General features: G+C 70.3%; 16 protein-coding genes. 9 read left to right on the top strand and 7 right to left on the bottom strand.

Annotation, left to right across the window (positions count from 1 at the left end):
- Nucleotides 1–25 precede the first annotated feature (25 nt).
- Both OG714_RS16810 and OG714_RS16805 read left to right on the top strand, forming a co-directional pair.
- On the top strand, nucleotides 26–1,417 hold the full coding sequence (locus tag OG714_RS16810; RefSeq protein ID WP_406121838.1) for a M1 family metallopeptidase: 1,392 nt from the start codon (nucleotides 26–28) through the stop codon (nucleotides 1,415–1,417).
- A gap of 46 nt (nucleotides 1,418–1,463) precedes the next feature.
- Nucleotides 1,464–2,120: a trimeric intracellular cation channel family protein gene (locus OG714_RS16805; RefSeq protein WP_406121836.1), complete on the top strand. Its 657-nt coding sequence runs from the start codon at nucleotides 1,464–1,466 to the stop codon at nucleotides 2,118–2,120.
- On the opposite strand, the gene OG714_RS16800 is transcribed toward OG714_RS16805, so the two are convergent.
- Complete coding sequence (locus OG714_RS16800) at nucleotides 2,029–3,270, bottom strand: alpha/beta hydrolase (RefSeq protein WP_406121835.1); 1,242 nt, start codon at nucleotides 3,268–3,270, stop codon at nucleotides 2,029–2,031. The genes OG714_RS16805 and OG714_RS16800 overlap by 92 nt on opposite strands.
- A gap of 185 nt (nucleotides 3,271–3,455) precedes the next feature.
- Here OG714_RS16800 and OG714_RS16795 point away from each other — a divergent pair, with 185 nt between their 5' ends.
- Nucleotides 3,456–4,337: a thioesterase family protein gene (locus OG714_RS16795; RefSeq protein ID WP_406121833.1), complete on the top strand. Its 882-nt coding sequence runs from the start codon at nucleotides 3,456–3,458 to the stop codon at nucleotides 4,335–4,337.
- A 54-nt stretch (nucleotides 4,338–4,391) separates the two neighbouring features.
- Here the strand turns inward: OG714_RS16795 and OG714_RS16790 are convergent, their stop codons facing one another.
- Complete coding sequence (locus tag OG714_RS16790; RefSeq protein WP_406121831.1) at nucleotides 4,392–4,979, bottom strand: TIGR03086 family metal-binding protein; 588 nt, start codon at nucleotides 4,977–4,979, stop codon at nucleotides 4,392–4,394.
- A 78-nt stretch (nucleotides 4,980–5,057) separates the two neighbouring features.
- Here OG714_RS16790 and OG714_RS16785 point away from each other — a divergent pair, with 78 nt between their 5' ends.
- Nucleotides 5,058–6,029: a helix-turn-helix transcriptional regulator gene (locus tag OG714_RS16785; RefSeq protein ID WP_406121829.1), complete on the top strand. Its 972-nt coding sequence runs from the start codon at nucleotides 5,058–5,060 to the stop codon at nucleotides 6,027–6,029.
- 146 nt (nucleotides 6,030–6,175) lie between these two features.
- Nucleotides 6,176–6,550, top strand: a complete 375-nt coding sequence (locus OG714_RS16780; RefSeq protein ID WP_406121827.1) for a hypothetical protein — start codon at nucleotides 6,176–6,178, stop codon at nucleotides 6,548–6,550.
- A gap of 79 nt (nucleotides 6,551–6,629) precedes the next feature.
- Here the strand turns inward: OG714_RS16780 and OG714_RS16775 are convergent, their stop codons facing one another.
- Complete coding sequence (locus tag OG714_RS16775; RefSeq protein ID WP_406121825.1) at nucleotides 6,630–7,253, bottom strand: TetR family transcriptional regulator; 624 nt, start codon at nucleotides 7,251–7,253, stop codon at nucleotides 6,630–6,632.
- 150 nt (nucleotides 7,254–7,403) lie between these two features.
- On the opposite strand from OG714_RS16775, the gene OG714_RS16770 reads away from it, so the two are divergent.
- The 3 genes from OG714_RS16770 to OG714_RS16760 all read left to right on the top strand — a co-directional run bounded on the left by OG714_RS16770 (nucleotide 7,404) and on the right by OG714_RS16760 (nucleotide 9,166).
- On the top strand, nucleotides 7,404–7,571 hold the full coding sequence (locus OG714_RS16770) for a hypothetical protein (protein WP_406121824.1): 168 nt from the start codon (nucleotides 7,404–7,406) through the stop codon (nucleotides 7,569–7,571).
- Between the two features lie 64 nt (nucleotides 7,572–7,635).
- Entirely contained in the window at nucleotides 7,636–7,929 is a 294-nt protein-coding gene (locus tag OG714_RS16765) for a DUF4190 domain-containing protein (protein WP_406121822.1), read from the top strand.
- Between the two features lie 73 nt (nucleotides 7,930–8,002).
- Nucleotides 8,003–9,166 carry a cysteine desulfurase family protein gene (locus OG714_RS16760; protein WP_406121820.1) on the top strand — a complete coding sequence of 388 codons (1,164 nt, stop codon included), beginning with the start codon at nucleotides 8,003–8,005 and terminating at the stop codon, nucleotides 9,164–9,166.
- Nucleotides 9,167–9,265: 99 nt separating this feature from the next.
- Here the strand turns inward: OG714_RS16760 and OG714_RS16755 are convergent, their stop codons facing one another.
- Together OG714_RS16755 and OG714_RS16750 are read right to left on the bottom strand one after the other, a co-directional pair.
- Nucleotides 9,266–10,831 carry a multicopper oxidase family protein gene (locus OG714_RS16755; RefSeq protein WP_406121818.1) on the bottom strand — a complete coding sequence of 522 codons (1,566 nt, stop codon included), beginning with the start codon at nucleotides 10,829–10,831 and terminating at the stop codon, nucleotides 9,266–9,268.
- A gap of 214 nt (nucleotides 10,832–11,045) precedes the next feature.
- Entirely contained in the window at nucleotides 11,046–11,789 is a 744-nt protein-coding gene (locus tag OG714_RS16750) for an N-acetylmuramoyl-L-alanine amidase (RefSeq protein ID WP_406121817.1), read from the bottom strand.
- Nucleotides 11,790–11,849: 60 nt separating this feature from the next.
- Here OG714_RS16750 and mnmA point away from each other — a divergent pair, with 60 nt between their 5' ends.
- Nucleotides 11,850–12,980, top strand: coding sequence for a tRNA 2-thiouridine(34) synthase MnmA (mnmA, locus tag OG714_RS16745; protein WP_406121815.1), 1,131 nt, complete (start codon nucleotides 11,850–11,852; stop codon nucleotides 12,978–12,980).
- Between the two features lie 49 nt (nucleotides 12,981–13,029).
- Here mnmA and OG714_RS16740 read toward each other — a convergent pair whose 3' ends face one another.
- Together OG714_RS16740 and OG714_RS16735 are read right to left on the bottom strand one after the other, a co-directional pair.
- Complete coding sequence (locus tag OG714_RS16740; RefSeq protein WP_406121813.1) at nucleotides 13,030–13,809, bottom strand: alpha/beta fold hydrolase; 780 nt, start codon at nucleotides 13,807–13,809, stop codon at nucleotides 13,030–13,032.
- A 37-nt stretch (nucleotides 13,810–13,846) separates the two neighbouring features.
- Nucleotides 13,847–14,170, bottom strand: coding sequence for a DUF427 domain-containing protein (locus tag OG714_RS16735; RefSeq protein WP_406121811.1), 324 nt, complete (start codon nucleotides 14,168–14,170; stop codon nucleotides 13,847–13,849).
- Nucleotides 14,171–14,185: the final 15 nt, after the last annotated feature.

The following is a 14,185-nucleotide window of genomic DNA, read 5'->3' as shown; positions in this document are numbered from 1 at the left end:
GGAAACGCACCCGAAGGGACGACTCATGGCACTCTCCCGTTCGGCACGTCTGGGGGCCCTCGCAACCGCGGCGGCCTCTTTTCTTGTCATAGCCGCCTCCTCCGCCCCCACCCCCGGCGCCGACGGCATCGGTGACCCCTACTTCCCGCAACTGGGCAACGGCGGCTTCGACGCCCGGCACTACGCCCTCGACGTCGCCTACAACCCCGACACCGACCGCCTCGACGGCCGTACGACACTCACCGCCCGCGCCACCCAGAACCTCTCCTCCTTCGACCTGGACCTCCAGAAGCTGGAGGTCACGAAGGTCGAAGTGAACGGAAGACGGGCCCAGTTCACCCGCTCCGGTGACGAACTGCGCATCACCCCGCGGGACTTCCTCCGCAAGGGCAGGGACTTCACGGTCGCCGTCACCTACGGCGGTGTACCCGAACCCCTCAACGGGCCCATCGTGTTCGGCTCCGACTACGGGTGGATGAAGACCGCCGACGGCGTCTTCGTCGCCTGCGAACCCAACGCCGCCTCCACCTGGTTCCCGTCCAGCGACCACCCCTCCGACAAGGCCACCTACGACATCCGTATCAAGGCCCCGAAGGGGCTCACCGGTGTCTCCAACGGCCGGCTCGTCTCGACGTACGACAAGGGCGGCTCGACGTACACCCACTGGCGGGAGAGCAAGCCGATGGCGACCTATCTCGCCACCGCCACCATCGGGAAGTTCGACGTCAAGACGGGAACGACCCCCGGCGGGACGCCGATCTACGTCGCCATCGACCCCGTCCTCGCCAACAGCAACAGCGTCGACGTGTACGCCGTGACGGCCGCCGCCACCGACTACTGGTCGCAGATCTTCGGGCCGTATCCCTTCGAGGAGACCGGCGCGATCGTCGACGACATGCCGGAGGCCGGGTTCTCGCTGGAGGTGCAGAGCAAGCCCGCCTACTCGGCCGTGCGCAGTGAGACGACGATCGTGCACGAGCTGGCCCACCAGTGGTTCGGCGACTCCGTGTCGGTCGCGCACTGGAAGGACATCTGGCTCAACGAGGGCTTCGCGACCTATGCCCAGTGGCTGTGGGCCGAGCACCAGGGCACCCGCACCGCGCACGACTCGTTCCTCGCCGGCTACAACTCCCGCCCCGCCGAGAGCGCGTTCTGGCAGACCGTCGTGGCGGACCCGCAGCGGGACACCATGTTCGCCTCGGCCGTCTACCAGCGCGGCGCGATGACCCTCCAGATGCTCCGCGAACGCATCGGCGACACCGCGTTCTTCAAGCTGCTGCCGACCTGGACGAAGCTGCACCGCTACGGCAACGCGAGCACCGCCGAGTTCATCAAGCTCGCCGAGAGGATCAGCGGGCAACAGCTCGACGACCTGTTCCAGACCTGGCTGTTCACGCCAGGGAAACCGACCCTTTAACCCTTGCTTTGAAAGGGAGGCACCCTTCTGTAGGTAAGAATGTGGGGTGCTTCAGCAACTGTTCAGCCCCTCCGTCCAGCACACGCTCGACCTCGTCGGCATCTTCGTGTTCGCGATCTCCGGCGCGCTGCTGGCCGTCCGCAAGAACTTCGACGTGTTCGGCATCGCCGTGCTCGCCGAGGTCACCGCGCTGGGCGGAGGGGTGTTCCGGGATCTCGTCATCGGGGCGGTGCCCCCGGCCGCCTTCACGGACCTGGGGTACTTCCTCACTCCGTTCCTCGCCGCCCTGCTCGTCTTCTTCCTCCACCCGCAGGTGGAGCGGATCCAGTTCGGGGTCAACGTCTTCGACGCGGCCGGCCTCGGCCTCTTCTGCGTCACCGGCACGGTGAAGGCGTACGACTACGGGCTCGGCCTGACCTCCTCGGTGGCCCTCGGTCTCGGGTCCGCCGTCGGCGGCGGTGTGCTGCGGGACGTGCTGGCCAACGAGACCCCGTCGCTGCTGCGCTGGGACCGCGACCTGTACGCGGTGCCCGCGATCGTCGGGGCCACCATGATCGCCCTGTGTATCCGCTACGACCTGGTGGGCCCGTTCACCAGCGGGCTCGCGGTCGTCACCGCTTTCGTGCTGCGCCTGCTCGCGATGCGGTTCCACTGGCGAGCTCCGCGTGCGTGGAACCGGAGGTCGACCGTCCGTGAGGAGTAGTCGTCGTGCCGGTCTTCGCGTGCGGATGGTTCTTGCCCATCTCCAGCGTCAGCCAGCGGAACACCGCCTTCACCTGCGGCCGCCACAGCGCCATCGTGTGACCGCCGTCGCTGCGCGGCAGGAACACCACGTGCACGGTCGTCGGCGCCTCGGCGACGGATGCCAGAGCCGTGCCCGCCTCGTAGCCGTCGCCGGACTCGCCGGAGATGTACAGCGCGATCGGCGGCGGGGTCTTCTTCGCCTTCAGCAGCAGGTACGGGTTGTTCGCGGCGCGCAGGGCAGGGCTGGCCGCCGCGAGTGAATTGCGTTCGCCGATCGGGTCGTTGTAGCCGGACATCCCCACGGCCGCGCGGTAGCGGTCAGGGTGGGCGACGGCGAGCTTGACCGCGCAGTGCGCGCCGGCCGAGTAGCCGGCCACCGCCCAGCCCGAAGGGGCGGGCTCGGCGCGGAAGTTGTCCATGACCATCCGAGGTACGTCGACGCTCAGCCAGGTGTCGGCGTTGACCGTGCCGGTGATGTTGGCGCAGCCGGTGTCGACACCGGCCAGCAGGTTGGTGCGCGGGGCGACCAGGATGAACGGCGCGACCCGCCCGCTCTTCATCAGCGGCAGCAGCTGCGCGTTGGCGTGCAGCGACCCGAACCAGGCCTTCGCCGAACCGGGATAGCCGGGCAGCAGCTCGACGACCGGGAACTTGTGGTGCCGGTAGGCGGGCTCCTTGTACTGCGGCGGCAGCCACACGTACACCTCGGCATTGACGCCGGAGACCTGGCCCTTGAGCTGAGTGACCTCGACCCCGCCGGCCGCGCGCATGCCGGCGCCCTCGGCGGGGGAGAAGTGCTGCCTGACCTTGGGCAACCGTTTCAGCGAGATGTTGCCGGTGCCGTTCTTGCCGAGATCGGCGGCCTGCTGGACGTGGTTGCCGGTGCCGAGGAGGTCGGCCCAGTTGTCGTAGAGGTTGTTCTGGTTGTTGACCATGACGAAGACCAGGGTGACGGCGGTCGCCTGGGCGAACAGCAGCATCAGGGCCCGTGCCGCCACGCGTACGGCCTTGGGGCCGCGCATCCGCGACCACAGCACGAGCGGCAGTATGAGGGCGACGACCGTCAGCACGACGGCGGTGTAGAGGAACGAGGTCCCGGTGAGGCTCATGCCCCCAAAGAGGCGGATCACCGGCCGCGGGTCACGGACGAGTCCGGACACTTACCAAGAAATTGCCGGTTCCTCACCAGGGGGTCCGGTGGGTTCCCCGTGGTTTGCCGGTGGTTCGCCGGTGGTTTCATCTGCCCGCAACAACAAAGCTACCGCTTAGTAATTACCTGTTGTACGGTTCATCCATGCGAGAAGCAGCATCCGCCCCGGCGCCCACGCGGGCCGCACAGGCAACCCGGGCCACGATCGGCGACAGCGAGTTCGACCGCGACACGGCGGTCACCCGTCGCGCGCCGGGCGTCTACGGCATCGACCTCTCGGCCGGCTGGACGATCATCAGCGCCGTCAACGGCGGGTACCTCCTCGCCGTCCTGGGCCGGGCCCTCGCGGACGCCCTCCCGCACAGCGACCCGTTCACGATCTCCGCGCACTACCTGACCGCGTCCCAGCCGGGCCCGGCGGTCATCCGCACGGACACCGTCCGCACCGGCCGCACCCTCTCCACGGGCCAGGCGTCCCTCTTCCAGTACGACGACGAGGGCGTGGAGGTCGAGCGCATCCGCGTCCTGGCTTCCTACGGCGACCTGGACACCCTCCCGGACGACGTCCGTACGACGGCCCGCCCGCCGGTGTTCCCGCCGATGGACCAGTGCTTCGGCCCGGAGGACGGTCCCGCCCCGGTCTCCGGCAGCTCGGCGATCGCCGACCGCCTGATGCTCAAGCTCGACCCGTCCACCCTCGGCTGGGCCCTGGGTGCCCCCTCCGGCAAGGGTGAGATGCGCTCCTGGTTCGGCCTGGCGGACGGCCGCGACGCGGACCCCCTCTCCCTGCTCCTCGCGGTGGACGCGCTCCCCCCGACCGCCTTCGAGATCGGCTTGAAGGGCTGGGTCCCCACGGTCGAACTCACCGTCCACGTCCGCGCCCGCCCGGCCCCGGGCCCCCTCCGCATCTCCATCACCACCCGCAACCTGGCGGGCGGCTTCCTGGAGGAGGACGCGGAGGTCTGGGACAGCGGAGACCGACTGGTGGCACAGTCACGGCAGTTGGCACGGGCGAGGCTGGGCTGAGGGGGCTTCCGTCCCCGCGGGGCCGCCAAGTCCGAGCGCTGGCCCGCACCCGGCTCAGCCGAGCGGCTTTCGTCCAAGCCAAGCCGCCAACTGGCCGTAGGCATCCGCCTTTTCGGGTGCCGGCTGGGCCGTGTCGAAAGGTGTGTCCGCGTCCCGTTGCTCGTCGGGGAGGACCCGGCGGGCGATGGTCAGTGCGAACTCGGCGAGTTCCGGGTCGAGTTGGACGGGGTGGCCCAGGGACTCGGAGAGGTCCCAGGTGTGGGTGACCGCCTCCATGACATAACCGGAGAGGGCGATGCGGCCCGGTGCCTCTCCCCACGGCACCTGTACCGGCGCGTCCAGCCGCGAGTCGTCCGCCCAGGCTCGCGTGACCCGGGTGCGGGCCTCGTCGTACGCCGCCGGCCAGCCCTCGTCGTCGACGCCGGTGACGAAGGGGTGTACGGCCATGCCGTCGCCGCCCTCGCCGATCGTCGCGATGCGGTGGGCGCCGCCGGCGAGGTGGCTCAGCAGGGTGCGTACGTCGAACTCCGTGCAGGGGGTGGGGGCGGACAGCTGCTCCGGCCGTACCGTCCTGATCAGGGCGGCGGCCTGCTCGGTGGCTCGGGTGTAGAGGGGGCGGGGGTCCGTGGCGTCTGTGTTCATGGCGCTGATGGTGGACCCATAACCTGACAGTTTCCGTCAACATTTGCGCCGGGGTTTCGGGCGGTGGACTCTGGGCGTGTGAAGGCCGACCGACTGCTCTCGATCCTGTTGCTGCTGCAGACCCGGGGCCGCGTCCCCGCGCATGAACTCGCCGACCGGCTGGAGGTGTCGGTGCGGACCATCTACCGGGACGTCGAGGCGTTGTCCGCCTCCGGGGTGCCGGTGTACGCCGAGCGTGGGCGGCACGGCGGGATCGAGCTGCTCGCCGGGTTCCGTACCGACGTCACGGGACTGACCGCCGACGAGTCACGCGCCCTGTTCATCCTGGCCGCGCAGGGCGCCCACGCCGCACTCGGCCTCGACGCCGCGCTCGGTTCCGCGCTGCGCAAGGTGATGGCCGCGCTGCCGGCGCCGTACCGGCCGGCCGCCGAGGTGACCTCCCGGCGCATCCTCGTCGACGCCACGCGCTGGAAGGGCGGGCCCCAACCCGCCGTGGATCTGGACGTGTTGCAGGATGCCGTGTTCGCGGACCGGCGGCTGCGGCTGCGCTACCGGCACAGCGGGGCGAAGGATCCGAGCACCTACACCGTCGACCCGTACGGCCTCGTCTCCAAGGCCGGTGTCTGGTACCTCGTCGCCGACCGCCGTGCGCGCCCCCGCCTCTTCCGCGCCGACCGCGTCCGCTCGGCCACCCTCCTCCCCGACCCGGTGAAGCGCCGCCCGGGCATCGAACTCGCCCACGCCTGGGAGGAGTTGCGCCGCCAGGTCGAGGAACGCCCCGGCGGGCTCGACGTCACCGTCCGGGTCCGCCGCTCCCACCTCGACATGTTCCTGCGCCTCAACGCCTCCTCGCTCGCCGAACTCCCCGAGAACCAGGGCGAGAACGAGTGGGTGACGGTCCGTCTGTCGTACGGCGTCGTCCGCGAGGCACGTCAACTGCTCCAGTTCGCCGACGCGTTGGAGGTCGTGGCACCGCCGGAGGTGCGCGCGGAGGTGGCCGCGGCGGCCGCTTCTGTCACGGAGCTGTACCAGCGAGTAGGCGAGGCCTGATCGCGAAGTCCCTGGTCACGGCGGTCTCTTGGGGTGCCCTTTACCCGGCGCACAGGGTGGGGACAGGGCGCCGACAACGAAGCCCTAAGCGGCGTTGATTGAGTTCCCGTCACACGGCCTCCTCATCGTTTTTGGAGTTGTTTCTCATGAAGCGTGCGCGTCTCATCCCCGCAGTGGCCCTGCTGGCGCTCTCGCCCCTGGCCCTGGCGGCCTGCGGCTCTAGCGGCTCGTCGTCGTCCTCCGGCAGCGGCAACTCCGGCTCCACGCAGTCCTGTTCCGCTGCCTCCGGCATGCCGACCGGCAATTCCACGGTACGGCCCAGCGGTGCCCCGTCCGGTGCGCCCACGGGCGCCGCGGCCTCGGGCAAGCCCACGGGGCAGCCGACCGGCAACCCCTCCGGCATGCCGACCGGTGGACCCGGCGGCGGGGGCGGACAGGGCGGCCAGGGCGGCGGCCCCGGCGGCGGGTGCGGCGGCGGCCCCGGCGGTGGCCAGATGAGCGGGGCCCCGCAGCAGGGCTGACCGCGCTCCGCACGACAGGGGCGGCGCGCCCGTACACCGGGCGCGCCGCCCCTGTCGTATGCCTGTCCCGCGTGGGCGCTCAGCCGAGCCAGTGCCGGCGGCCCACGCTGATCAACCGCATCTGCTGCTGGGCGAGTTGGGCCACGCGCTCGCGCTCCTCGGCCGACGCCTCCAGTGCCTCCAGGAAGAGCGAGGCCGTGATGAGCATCTGGTCGACGTAGAGGTGGGCCAGCATCAGCAGGTCGTCGTCGCGCCAGCCCCGTGACTCCGGGTCCTTGGCGAGCTCGGCCTTCACCTCCTCGGCGAACCGGGCGAGTTGGTCCCGGATGGCCTCCCGTACCGGCTGCACCCCGCCGTGCCGCTCGCGCGCGATGAAGCGGACGTGGGCCGGATACGCGTCCACGTGATGGGCGATCAACTCGACCGCGCGCGTGATGCGTTGGCCGCTGTCCGCCGGGGCCACCGTCTGGCGGATCATCGGATGCAGACTGCCCAGCGCCTCCTCGACGAGCGCGACCCCGAGGTCGGCCGTGGAGCGGAAGTGCCGGTAGAAGGCGGTCGGGGCGACGCCCACGGCCCGGGTGACCTCGCGCAGACCCAGACTGCTCAGGCTCTGCTCCTCCAGCAGCCCCAACGCGGCGTCCAGCAACGCCTGTCGGGTCTTCTGCTTCTGTACCTGCCGGATGCCGAGGGTGTGACTCATGTCATCCAGTTAACAACTGTTCTCCGTAATTGGAAAGTCGTCGGACGCGCTAGACTCAAGTTCAGTGAACAAGTGTTACTACAACCGTTCACCGAAACGTAACGAGAGCCGTCCCGGACGTACCGGTCGGCCCGGAGGGGGATTCATCCCATGCTGTTCCTCGTCGTAGCGCTCCTGCTGTTCGGCGTCGTGGTGGGCACCGTGGCCCACGCGCCACTCGCCTTCACCGCCGTCGCCGCCACCGTCATCGCCGTCTGGCTGGGCATCTTCGCCCTCCGCGAGCGGCACGGCCGCCGCAGCCGTACGGCCGCCAACTGACCGTCCCGGTCGCCCTGTTACCGCCCGTCCCACCACCCGCCCGATCATCGGGAGCTGAACCCACATGCAACTCACCGCACCGGTAACCACCACCACCGACAACAACGCCGACGTGAAGCCCACCGGCCGTCGTGACGCCGACGGCATGGCCGTCGCGTCCTTCATCCTCGGCCTCGTCGGTCTGCTCGTGCTCAACGTCTTCCTCGGCCCGATCGCCATCGCCCTGGCCGGCGCGGCGCTGTGGCGCGGCACCGCCCGTCGCGGCCGTGCCTTCCTCGGCCTGGGACTCGGCATCGCCGATCTGCTGGTCCTCGTCGCCTTCATGCAGCTGGACAGCACGGTCTCCTGGAGCTTCTAGGAGGCGGGCCGGATCCCGTCGAGGCGCCCGCCCCTCCGACGCGCCCACCGGGGCCCGTAGAATCGGCGTCACCATGGCATACCTCGACCACGCCGCGACCACCCCGATGCTTCCCGAGGCAGTCGAGGCGATGACGGCCCACCTGAGCATCACGGGCAACGCCTCCTCCCTCCACGCTTCCGGCCGCAAGGCCCGCCGTACGGTCGAAGAGTCCCGGGAGGCCCTCGCCGAAGCGCTCGGCGCCCGCCCCAGCGAGGTCGTGTTCACCTCCGGCGGCACCGAGGCCGACAACCTTGCGGTGAAGGGCCTGTACTGGTCCCGCCGCGACGCCGACCCGGCCCGCACCCGCGTCCTGGCCAGCCCCGTCGAGCACCACGCCGTCCTGGACGCCGTGCACTGGCTCGGCGAGCACGAGGGCGCCACCGTCGAGTACCTCCCGGTCGACTCCTACGGCCGTGTCCACCCCGAGGCGCTGCGCGAGGCGATCGCCCGCAACCCCGACGACGTCGCCCTGGCGACCGTGATGTGGGCCAACAACGAGATCGGCACGGTCCTGCCGGTCCGTGAACTCGCCGATGTGGCGGGGGAGTTCGGCATCCCGCTGCACGCCGACGCGGTGCAGGCCTTCGGCCAGGTCCCCGTCGACTTCGCCGCCTCCGGGCTCGCCGCGGCGACCGTCTCCGGGCACAAGATCGGCGGACCGTACGGCATCGGCGCCCTGCTGCTGGGCCGCGAGTACACCCCCGTACCCGTCCTGCACGGCGGTGGCCAGGAACGCCATGTCCGCTCCGGCACCCTCGACGTCCCCGCGATCGCCTCCTTCGCGGTCGCCGGCCGCCTCGCCGCCGAACAGCGCGAGTGGTTCGCCCGCGAGATCGGCGCCCTGCGCGACGACCTCGTCGCGGCCGTCCGTACGGCGGTCCCGGACGCGATCCTCGGCGGCGACCCGGTGGAACGCCTCCCGGCCAACGCCCACTTCACGTTCCCCGGCTGCGAGGGCGACTCCCTGCTGCTCCTGCTGGACGCCCAGGGCATCGAGTGCTCCACCGGCTCGGCCTGCACGGCGGGCGTCGCCCAGCCCAGCCACGTCCTGCTCGCCACCGGCACCGATCCGGACCTGGCCCGCGGCACCCTGCGCTTCTCCCTCGGCCACACCTCCACGGAGGCCGACGTGGAGGCCGTGGCGAAGGCGATCGGGCCGGCGGTGGAGCGGGCGCGGGCGGCGGGACTGACGTAGCGCCGTCGGCAGCGCGGAAGGCCGGGCCGACATGTTCCGGGGGATCCACCGACCGCCGGAACACATCGACCCGGCCGGTCCGGCCGGGTTTCCCCGCGGCTAACTGTCCGTCACCATCAGGGCGGCCATCATGCCCTCGTCCTCGTGCTGGAGGAGATGGCAGTGGAGCATGTACATGTACGTGTCGTCGCTGAAGTCGGTGAACTCCATGGCGATCTGGATCGAGCCGCCACCGACCACCTCGTAGGTGTCGTACCAGCCGAGTTCGACGCCCGTCGGTGTCTCACCGTTGATCGAGATGAGCTGGTACGGCACATCGTGCAGATGGAACGAGTGTTCCAGCTGGGTGCTGTTGGTGATCGTCCAGATCTCCTTCGACCCCACCGTGGTGCTGATCATCGCCATGGACGACATGCTGGTGCCGGCCGAGCCGTTGATCAGCATGGTGGTGCCGCTCTGGCCGAGCGTGATGGTGCGGGCGGTGAAGTCGCTGGTGTCGTACCGCTCGATGGTGTTGAGGCTGGACGGCAGGTCGTCCGGGGTGTCCGTGCCGCTCGCGGTGATGGCGAGGACGTCGTAGGTGCCACTGCCGCCGCGGACCCAGCCGGTGGTGACGACGGCCTGGAGCGTGGCGTCCGCCGACAGGTCCATCGTGAACTCGGCGCGGGCGCCGGCCACCAGGCGGATGGTCGTGACGTCGGTCGCCTCGGTCAGATAGCCCTGGTCGGTGGAGATCTGGGTGAGGGTGCCGCCGTCGCTGCGCTGGATGGTGATGATGTCGGAGGGCGAGGCGTTCAGCGCCCGGAACCGGGTGCGGGTCTTGGTGGCGGTGAAGCCGAGCGTGGTGGAGTCGACGTTCGTGCCGTTCAACAGCAGCGGGTAGCTGAGTCCGCTGCTGAGGTAGCCCGTCAGGTCGTACTTGATGTCTCCGGCGCTGTCGGTGGCGAGGCACTGGAAGATGAGCGGGATGTCGTCGACGCCGTAGTCGCTGGGCAGCGCGGCGGACGCGTCCGAGGAGTCCTCGACGATGATCATCCCGGCCAGGCCGTGCACGGCCTGCTTGGCGGTGGTACCCAGCGCGTGCGGGTGGTACCAGAGCGTGGTGGCCGGGTCCTTGACCGTGAACGTGGGCGACCATGTCGTGCCGTCGGAGAAGGCGACCTGCGGACCGCCGTCCATCTTGGGCGGGACGTGGGCGCCGTGGAAGTGGACGGTGGTGTCCTCGCCCAGGCTGTTGGTGATGTTCAGCAGGACCGTGTCGCCGTTCGTCCACTTCATGGTGGGGCCGAGGAACGACTGGTTGTAGCCCATGGTGTCGCTGGTGACCCCGCTCAGCACCTCGGCGGTGCCGGTCTTGGCCTCCAGGGTGAAGGTCGTGGTGCTGTCGGTGGTCTTGCCCTCCAGGAGGTCCGGGATGACCAGGGTGCTGTCCGCCGCGGACGCCTTGTTCTTCGCCGCGTCGCTCAGCAGGGAGAAGGCCGTCCCGGCCCCGACGACCGCCGCGATGCCGGCCCCGGCCATACCGCCGAGGAACTTGCGCCGGTGCAGACCCTTGCCCCGCAGCGCGAGGTCCTTGCCGTGCTCGCGCTTCTCCGCCATGGACTTGCGGTGGTTGCCCTTCGCGTCGCCGTTCTGTCCGGACGCGGGCTCGCTGGTGTGTGTCATGGGGCCAGAGATTTGACCTAAGGGCTGTGTAAAGACTGGGGGGTTGTTAGTAGTCAGCAGAGCAGTCTATGAAAGGTGTGCGTGCGTGATCGCTCACCAACTCCCCTTGAGTGAAAGCCGAGTTGGCGTGCCCCAGGTCACCTCTGGAGCAGGGGACGCATCGGACACCGCCGTGACTGAAACGACTCATAGCCAAAGCGGCATGTGACGCAGATCACCCTTGTGTCCGGTGTGCCCGCCTTACGAGTGTCATGTACCGGTCCCAGTCCCAGTACCGCCCGGGGTCCGTGTGATCGGTCCCCGGTACCTCCACGTGTCCGATGACGTGCTCCCGGTCCACGGGGATGCCGTACCGCCGGCATATCTGAGCCGTCAGCCGCGCGGAGCTCGTGTACATCGCCGCCGTGAACGACGACTTCCGATCCACGAAGCCCTCGTGCTCGATGCCGACGCTGCGCTCGTTGTACTCCCGGTTCCCCGCGTGGAACGCCACGTCCAGCTCGCGGATCATCTGCGTTATGGCACCGCCCTCGCGGACGATGTAGTGCGCGGCCGCCTGGTGCCCGGGGTCCTGGAAGGCCTTCACGGCACTGCCGTAACTGCCCTGCGTGACATGGATGACCACCCGGTCTATCGCGTAGTCGTCCGGACGGTCCGCCCGCCGGTAGTTCGCCGAGGACGCCGCCACCCACGTCGCCCCCCGGAAATCGACCGCCCCCGGAGTCCGCGGCTTCTCCACCCCCGGCGTCCGCCACCACAACCGCGACAACTCGTCCCGAGCCAACACGGCAGTCCCTACGGCGGCCACGGCGCCGCCGATCAGCAGCGCCCGCCGCCCGGGCCGCCGGCCGGTGGAACCCGGTGACCTGTCCGCGCCGCCAGGTGGCTTCCCCGCCCGATCGTCCCGAGCGTCGTCATGACTGTCCTGATGGCTCCGACCGCTCTGTGTCTCCCCCATGTGATCGTCAACGGATACTCGCGGGTCCCGGTTCCCGATGCCCCGTACCCTGGAAGGGTTATGACTGAGACCTCGCCGCGCCCCCGCACCCTTCGCGTACTCGCCGCCATGTCCGGTGGAGTCGACTCCGCCGTCGCCGCCGCCCGCGCCGCCGAAGCCGGCCACGACGTGACCGGAGTCCACCTCGCGCTCTCCGCGAACCCGCAATCGTTCCGCACGGGCGCGCGTGGCTGTTGCACGATCGAGGACTCCCGGGACGCCCGCCGCGCCGCCGACGTCATCGGCATCCCCTTCTACGTCTGGGACCTCGCCGACCGTTTCCGCGAGGACGTCGTCGAGGACTTCGTCGCCGAGTACGAGGCCGGGCGCACCCCGAACCCCTGTCTGCGCTGCAACGAGAAGATCAAGTTCGCCGCCCTCCTCGACAAGGCCCTCGCGCTCGGCTTCGACGCGGTCTGCACCGGCCACTACGCCCAGGTGATCGTGAACGAGGACGGCAGCCGCGAACTGCACCGCGCCTCCGACATGGCGAAGGACCAGTCGTACGTCCTCGGTGTCCTGGACGAGCGGCAGCTCGCGCACGCCCTCTTCCCGCTCGGCGACACGGTGACGACGAAGGACGAGATCCGCGCGGAGGCCGAGCGCCGCGGCCTCGCGGTCGCCAAGAAGCCCGACTCGCACGACATCTGCTTCATCGCCGACGGCGACACCCAGGGCTTCCTCGCCAACCGTCTGGGCAAGGCGGAGGGCGACATCGTCGACGAGTCCGGCTCCGTCATCGGCTCGCACGAGGGCGCGTACGGCTTCACCATCGGCCAGCGCAAGGGCCTGCGCATCGGCACCCCGGCCGCCGACGGCAAGCCGCGCTACGTCCTGGACATCTCCCCGGTCGACAACACGGTGACGGTCGGCCCGGCCGCCTCCCTGGACGTCAGCGGCCTCACGGCCGTCAAGCCGTGCTGGTGCGGCACGGCGCCCTCCGGCCCCGGCACCTACACCGCCCAGCTCCGCGCCCACGGCGGCGAGACCGAGGTCACCGCCGAACTCGTCGACGGCACCCTGGAGGTGACGTTCACCGAGCCGGTACGGGGCGTGGCCCCCGGCCAGGCGATCGTGCTCTACGACGACACGCGCGTGGTGGGGTCGGCGACGATCGCGACGACCACGCGCGCGGCGACGGCGATGGCCTGACCCGACCGGTACAGGGCTCGTCCGGGGCTTGTCCGCGGCTCGTCCGTGGTCAGTCCGAGAAGAACTCCGTGAGCAGCGACGCCAGAACGACCGGGTCCACCATGTGGGCCTGGCCGTCCAGGGTGCGGTACGTCCCGTCCGGCGCCGCGTCCGCCACCGCCCGCGCGGCCTGCCGCATCCACTCGGCGCTCGCGCCGCCCGCGATCGTGAGCACCGGGACGGACAGGGACGCCAGCCGCTCCGCAGGCACCAGGCCGTCGCCCATGGCCGCGTCGTCGTAGGCGAGGGTGGGGGCGATGGCCTCCATGCCGGGCCACATGGGGGAGTTGCGGGCGCCCTCGATCATCTCCGGGGGTGCGCCGGTGAGCGCCATGAACAGCCCGACGGCGGCTCCGTCGCGGCCCTCGGCGAGGAGTTCCGTGAGGCGCTCGGTGTATTCGGCGCGCTCCTTGGCGCCGGTCGCGTCGAGGGCGAACGGCGGCTCGTAGAGGGCGACTTGGGTCACGGGCAGGCCGCTCGCCGCCGCGTGCAGGACCAGGGCGGCGCCGGACGAGTGGCCATACAGGGCCGCGCTGCCGCCCACGGCGTCGATCAGCACCGCGAGGTCCTCGACCTCGCGGGCCACGGCGAACGGGGCCGTGTCGCCACTGGCGCCACGACCCCGGCGGTCGTACGGGACGGCACCGAACCGGTGCGCGAGCTGCGCCGCGAGCGGCAGCAGCCCGTCGCCCGTCGTCATCGCGCCGCCCACCAGGACGACGGGCGGACCCGCGCCGATGCACTCGTACGCGATGGCGGTGCCGTCGCGCGAAACAGTCTTCTTCTCCATGCGAGTGAAGACTGCCGAAGGAACTCCGACTAATCGGTCACGACACTTCTACTTCGTAGAAGCAGAGGTGGTCCTTGATCTGCGCGACGTCGGGCTTGGGGTCGGGGTACGCCCACACCAGGTCGGCCGCGTCGGGGAGCGACCAGTAGGACGCGTCGCCCTTGAAGGGGCAGTGGGTGTGGGTCTCGGAGGGGGTCAGGAGGTCGAGGCGCACGTCCTCCGGGGGAAGGTAGTAGCGCACCGGGGAGCCGGTCTCCTTCAGGATCAGGGGGCGGTCGCTCTCCGCCAGCACCTGGTCGCCGTGGACGACGCGGACGTGCCGGTCGCCCTGCTCGATCGTGATCGTGTGTCCTTGGGCCATACCGGAAAAGCACTC

This window comes from Streptomyces sp. NBC_00989 (genome assembly GCF_045162655.1).
Taxonomy (GTDB): domain Bacteria; phylum Actinomycetota; class Actinomycetes; order Streptomycetales; family Streptomycetaceae; genus Streptomyces.
This window is presented reverse-complemented; position numbering and strand designations above follow the sequence as displayed.

Bases quoted from the DNA above. Each gene is read 5' to 3' on its own strand.
- OG714_RS16810 (WP_406121838.1), top strand. From the start codon at position 26: ATGGCACTCTCCCGTTCGGCACGTCTGGGGGCCCTCGCAACCGCGGCG.
- OG714_RS16800 (WP_406121835.1), bottom strand. From the start codon at position 3,270: ATGAGCCTCACCGGGACCTCGTTCCTCTACACCGCCGTCGTGCTGACG.
- OG714_RS16795 (WP_406121833.1), top strand. From the start codon at position 3,456: ATGCGAGAAGCAGCATCCGCCCCGGCGCCCACGCGGGCCGCACAGGCA.
- OG714_RS16790 (WP_406121831.1), bottom strand. From the start codon at position 4,979: ATGAACACAGACGCCACGGACCCCCGCCCCCTCTACACCCGAGCCACC.
- OG714_RS16780 (WP_406121827.1), top strand. From the start codon at position 6,176: ATGAAGCGTGCGCGTCTCATCCCCGCAGTGGCCCTGCTGGCGCTCTCG.
- OG714_RS16775 (WP_406121825.1), bottom strand. From the start codon at position 7,253: ATGAGTCACACCCTCGGCATCCGGCAGGTACAGAAGCAGAAGACCCGA.
- OG714_RS16770 (WP_406121824.1), top strand. From the start codon at position 7,404: ATGCTGTTCCTCGTCGTAGCGCTCCTGCTGTTCGGCGTCGTGGTGGGC.
- OG714_RS16765 (WP_406121822.1), top strand. From the start codon at position 7,636: ATGCAACTCACCGCACCGGTAACCACCACCACCGACAACAACGCCGAC.
- OG714_RS16760 (WP_406121820.1), top strand. From the start codon at position 8,003: ATGGCATACCTCGACCACGCCGCGACCACCCCGATGCTTCCCGAGGCA.
- OG714_RS16755 (WP_406121818.1), bottom strand. From the start codon at position 10,831: ATGACACACACCAGCGAGCCCGCGTCCGGACAGAACGGCGACGCGAAG.
- OG714_RS16750 (WP_406121817.1), bottom strand. From the start codon at position 11,789: ATGGGGGAGACACAGAGCGGTCGGAGCCATCAGGACAGTCATGACGAC.
- mnmA (WP_406121815.1), top strand. From the start codon at position 11,850: ATGACTGAGACCTCGCCGCGCCCCCGCACCCTTCGCGTACTCGCCGCC.
- OG714_RS16740 (WP_406121813.1), bottom strand. From the start codon at position 13,809: ATGGAGAAGAAGACTGTTTCGCGCGACGGCACCGCCATCGCGTACGAG.
- OG714_RS16735 (WP_406121811.1), bottom strand. From the start codon at position 14,170: ATGGCCCAAGGACACACGATCACGATCGAGCAGGGCGACCGGCACGTC.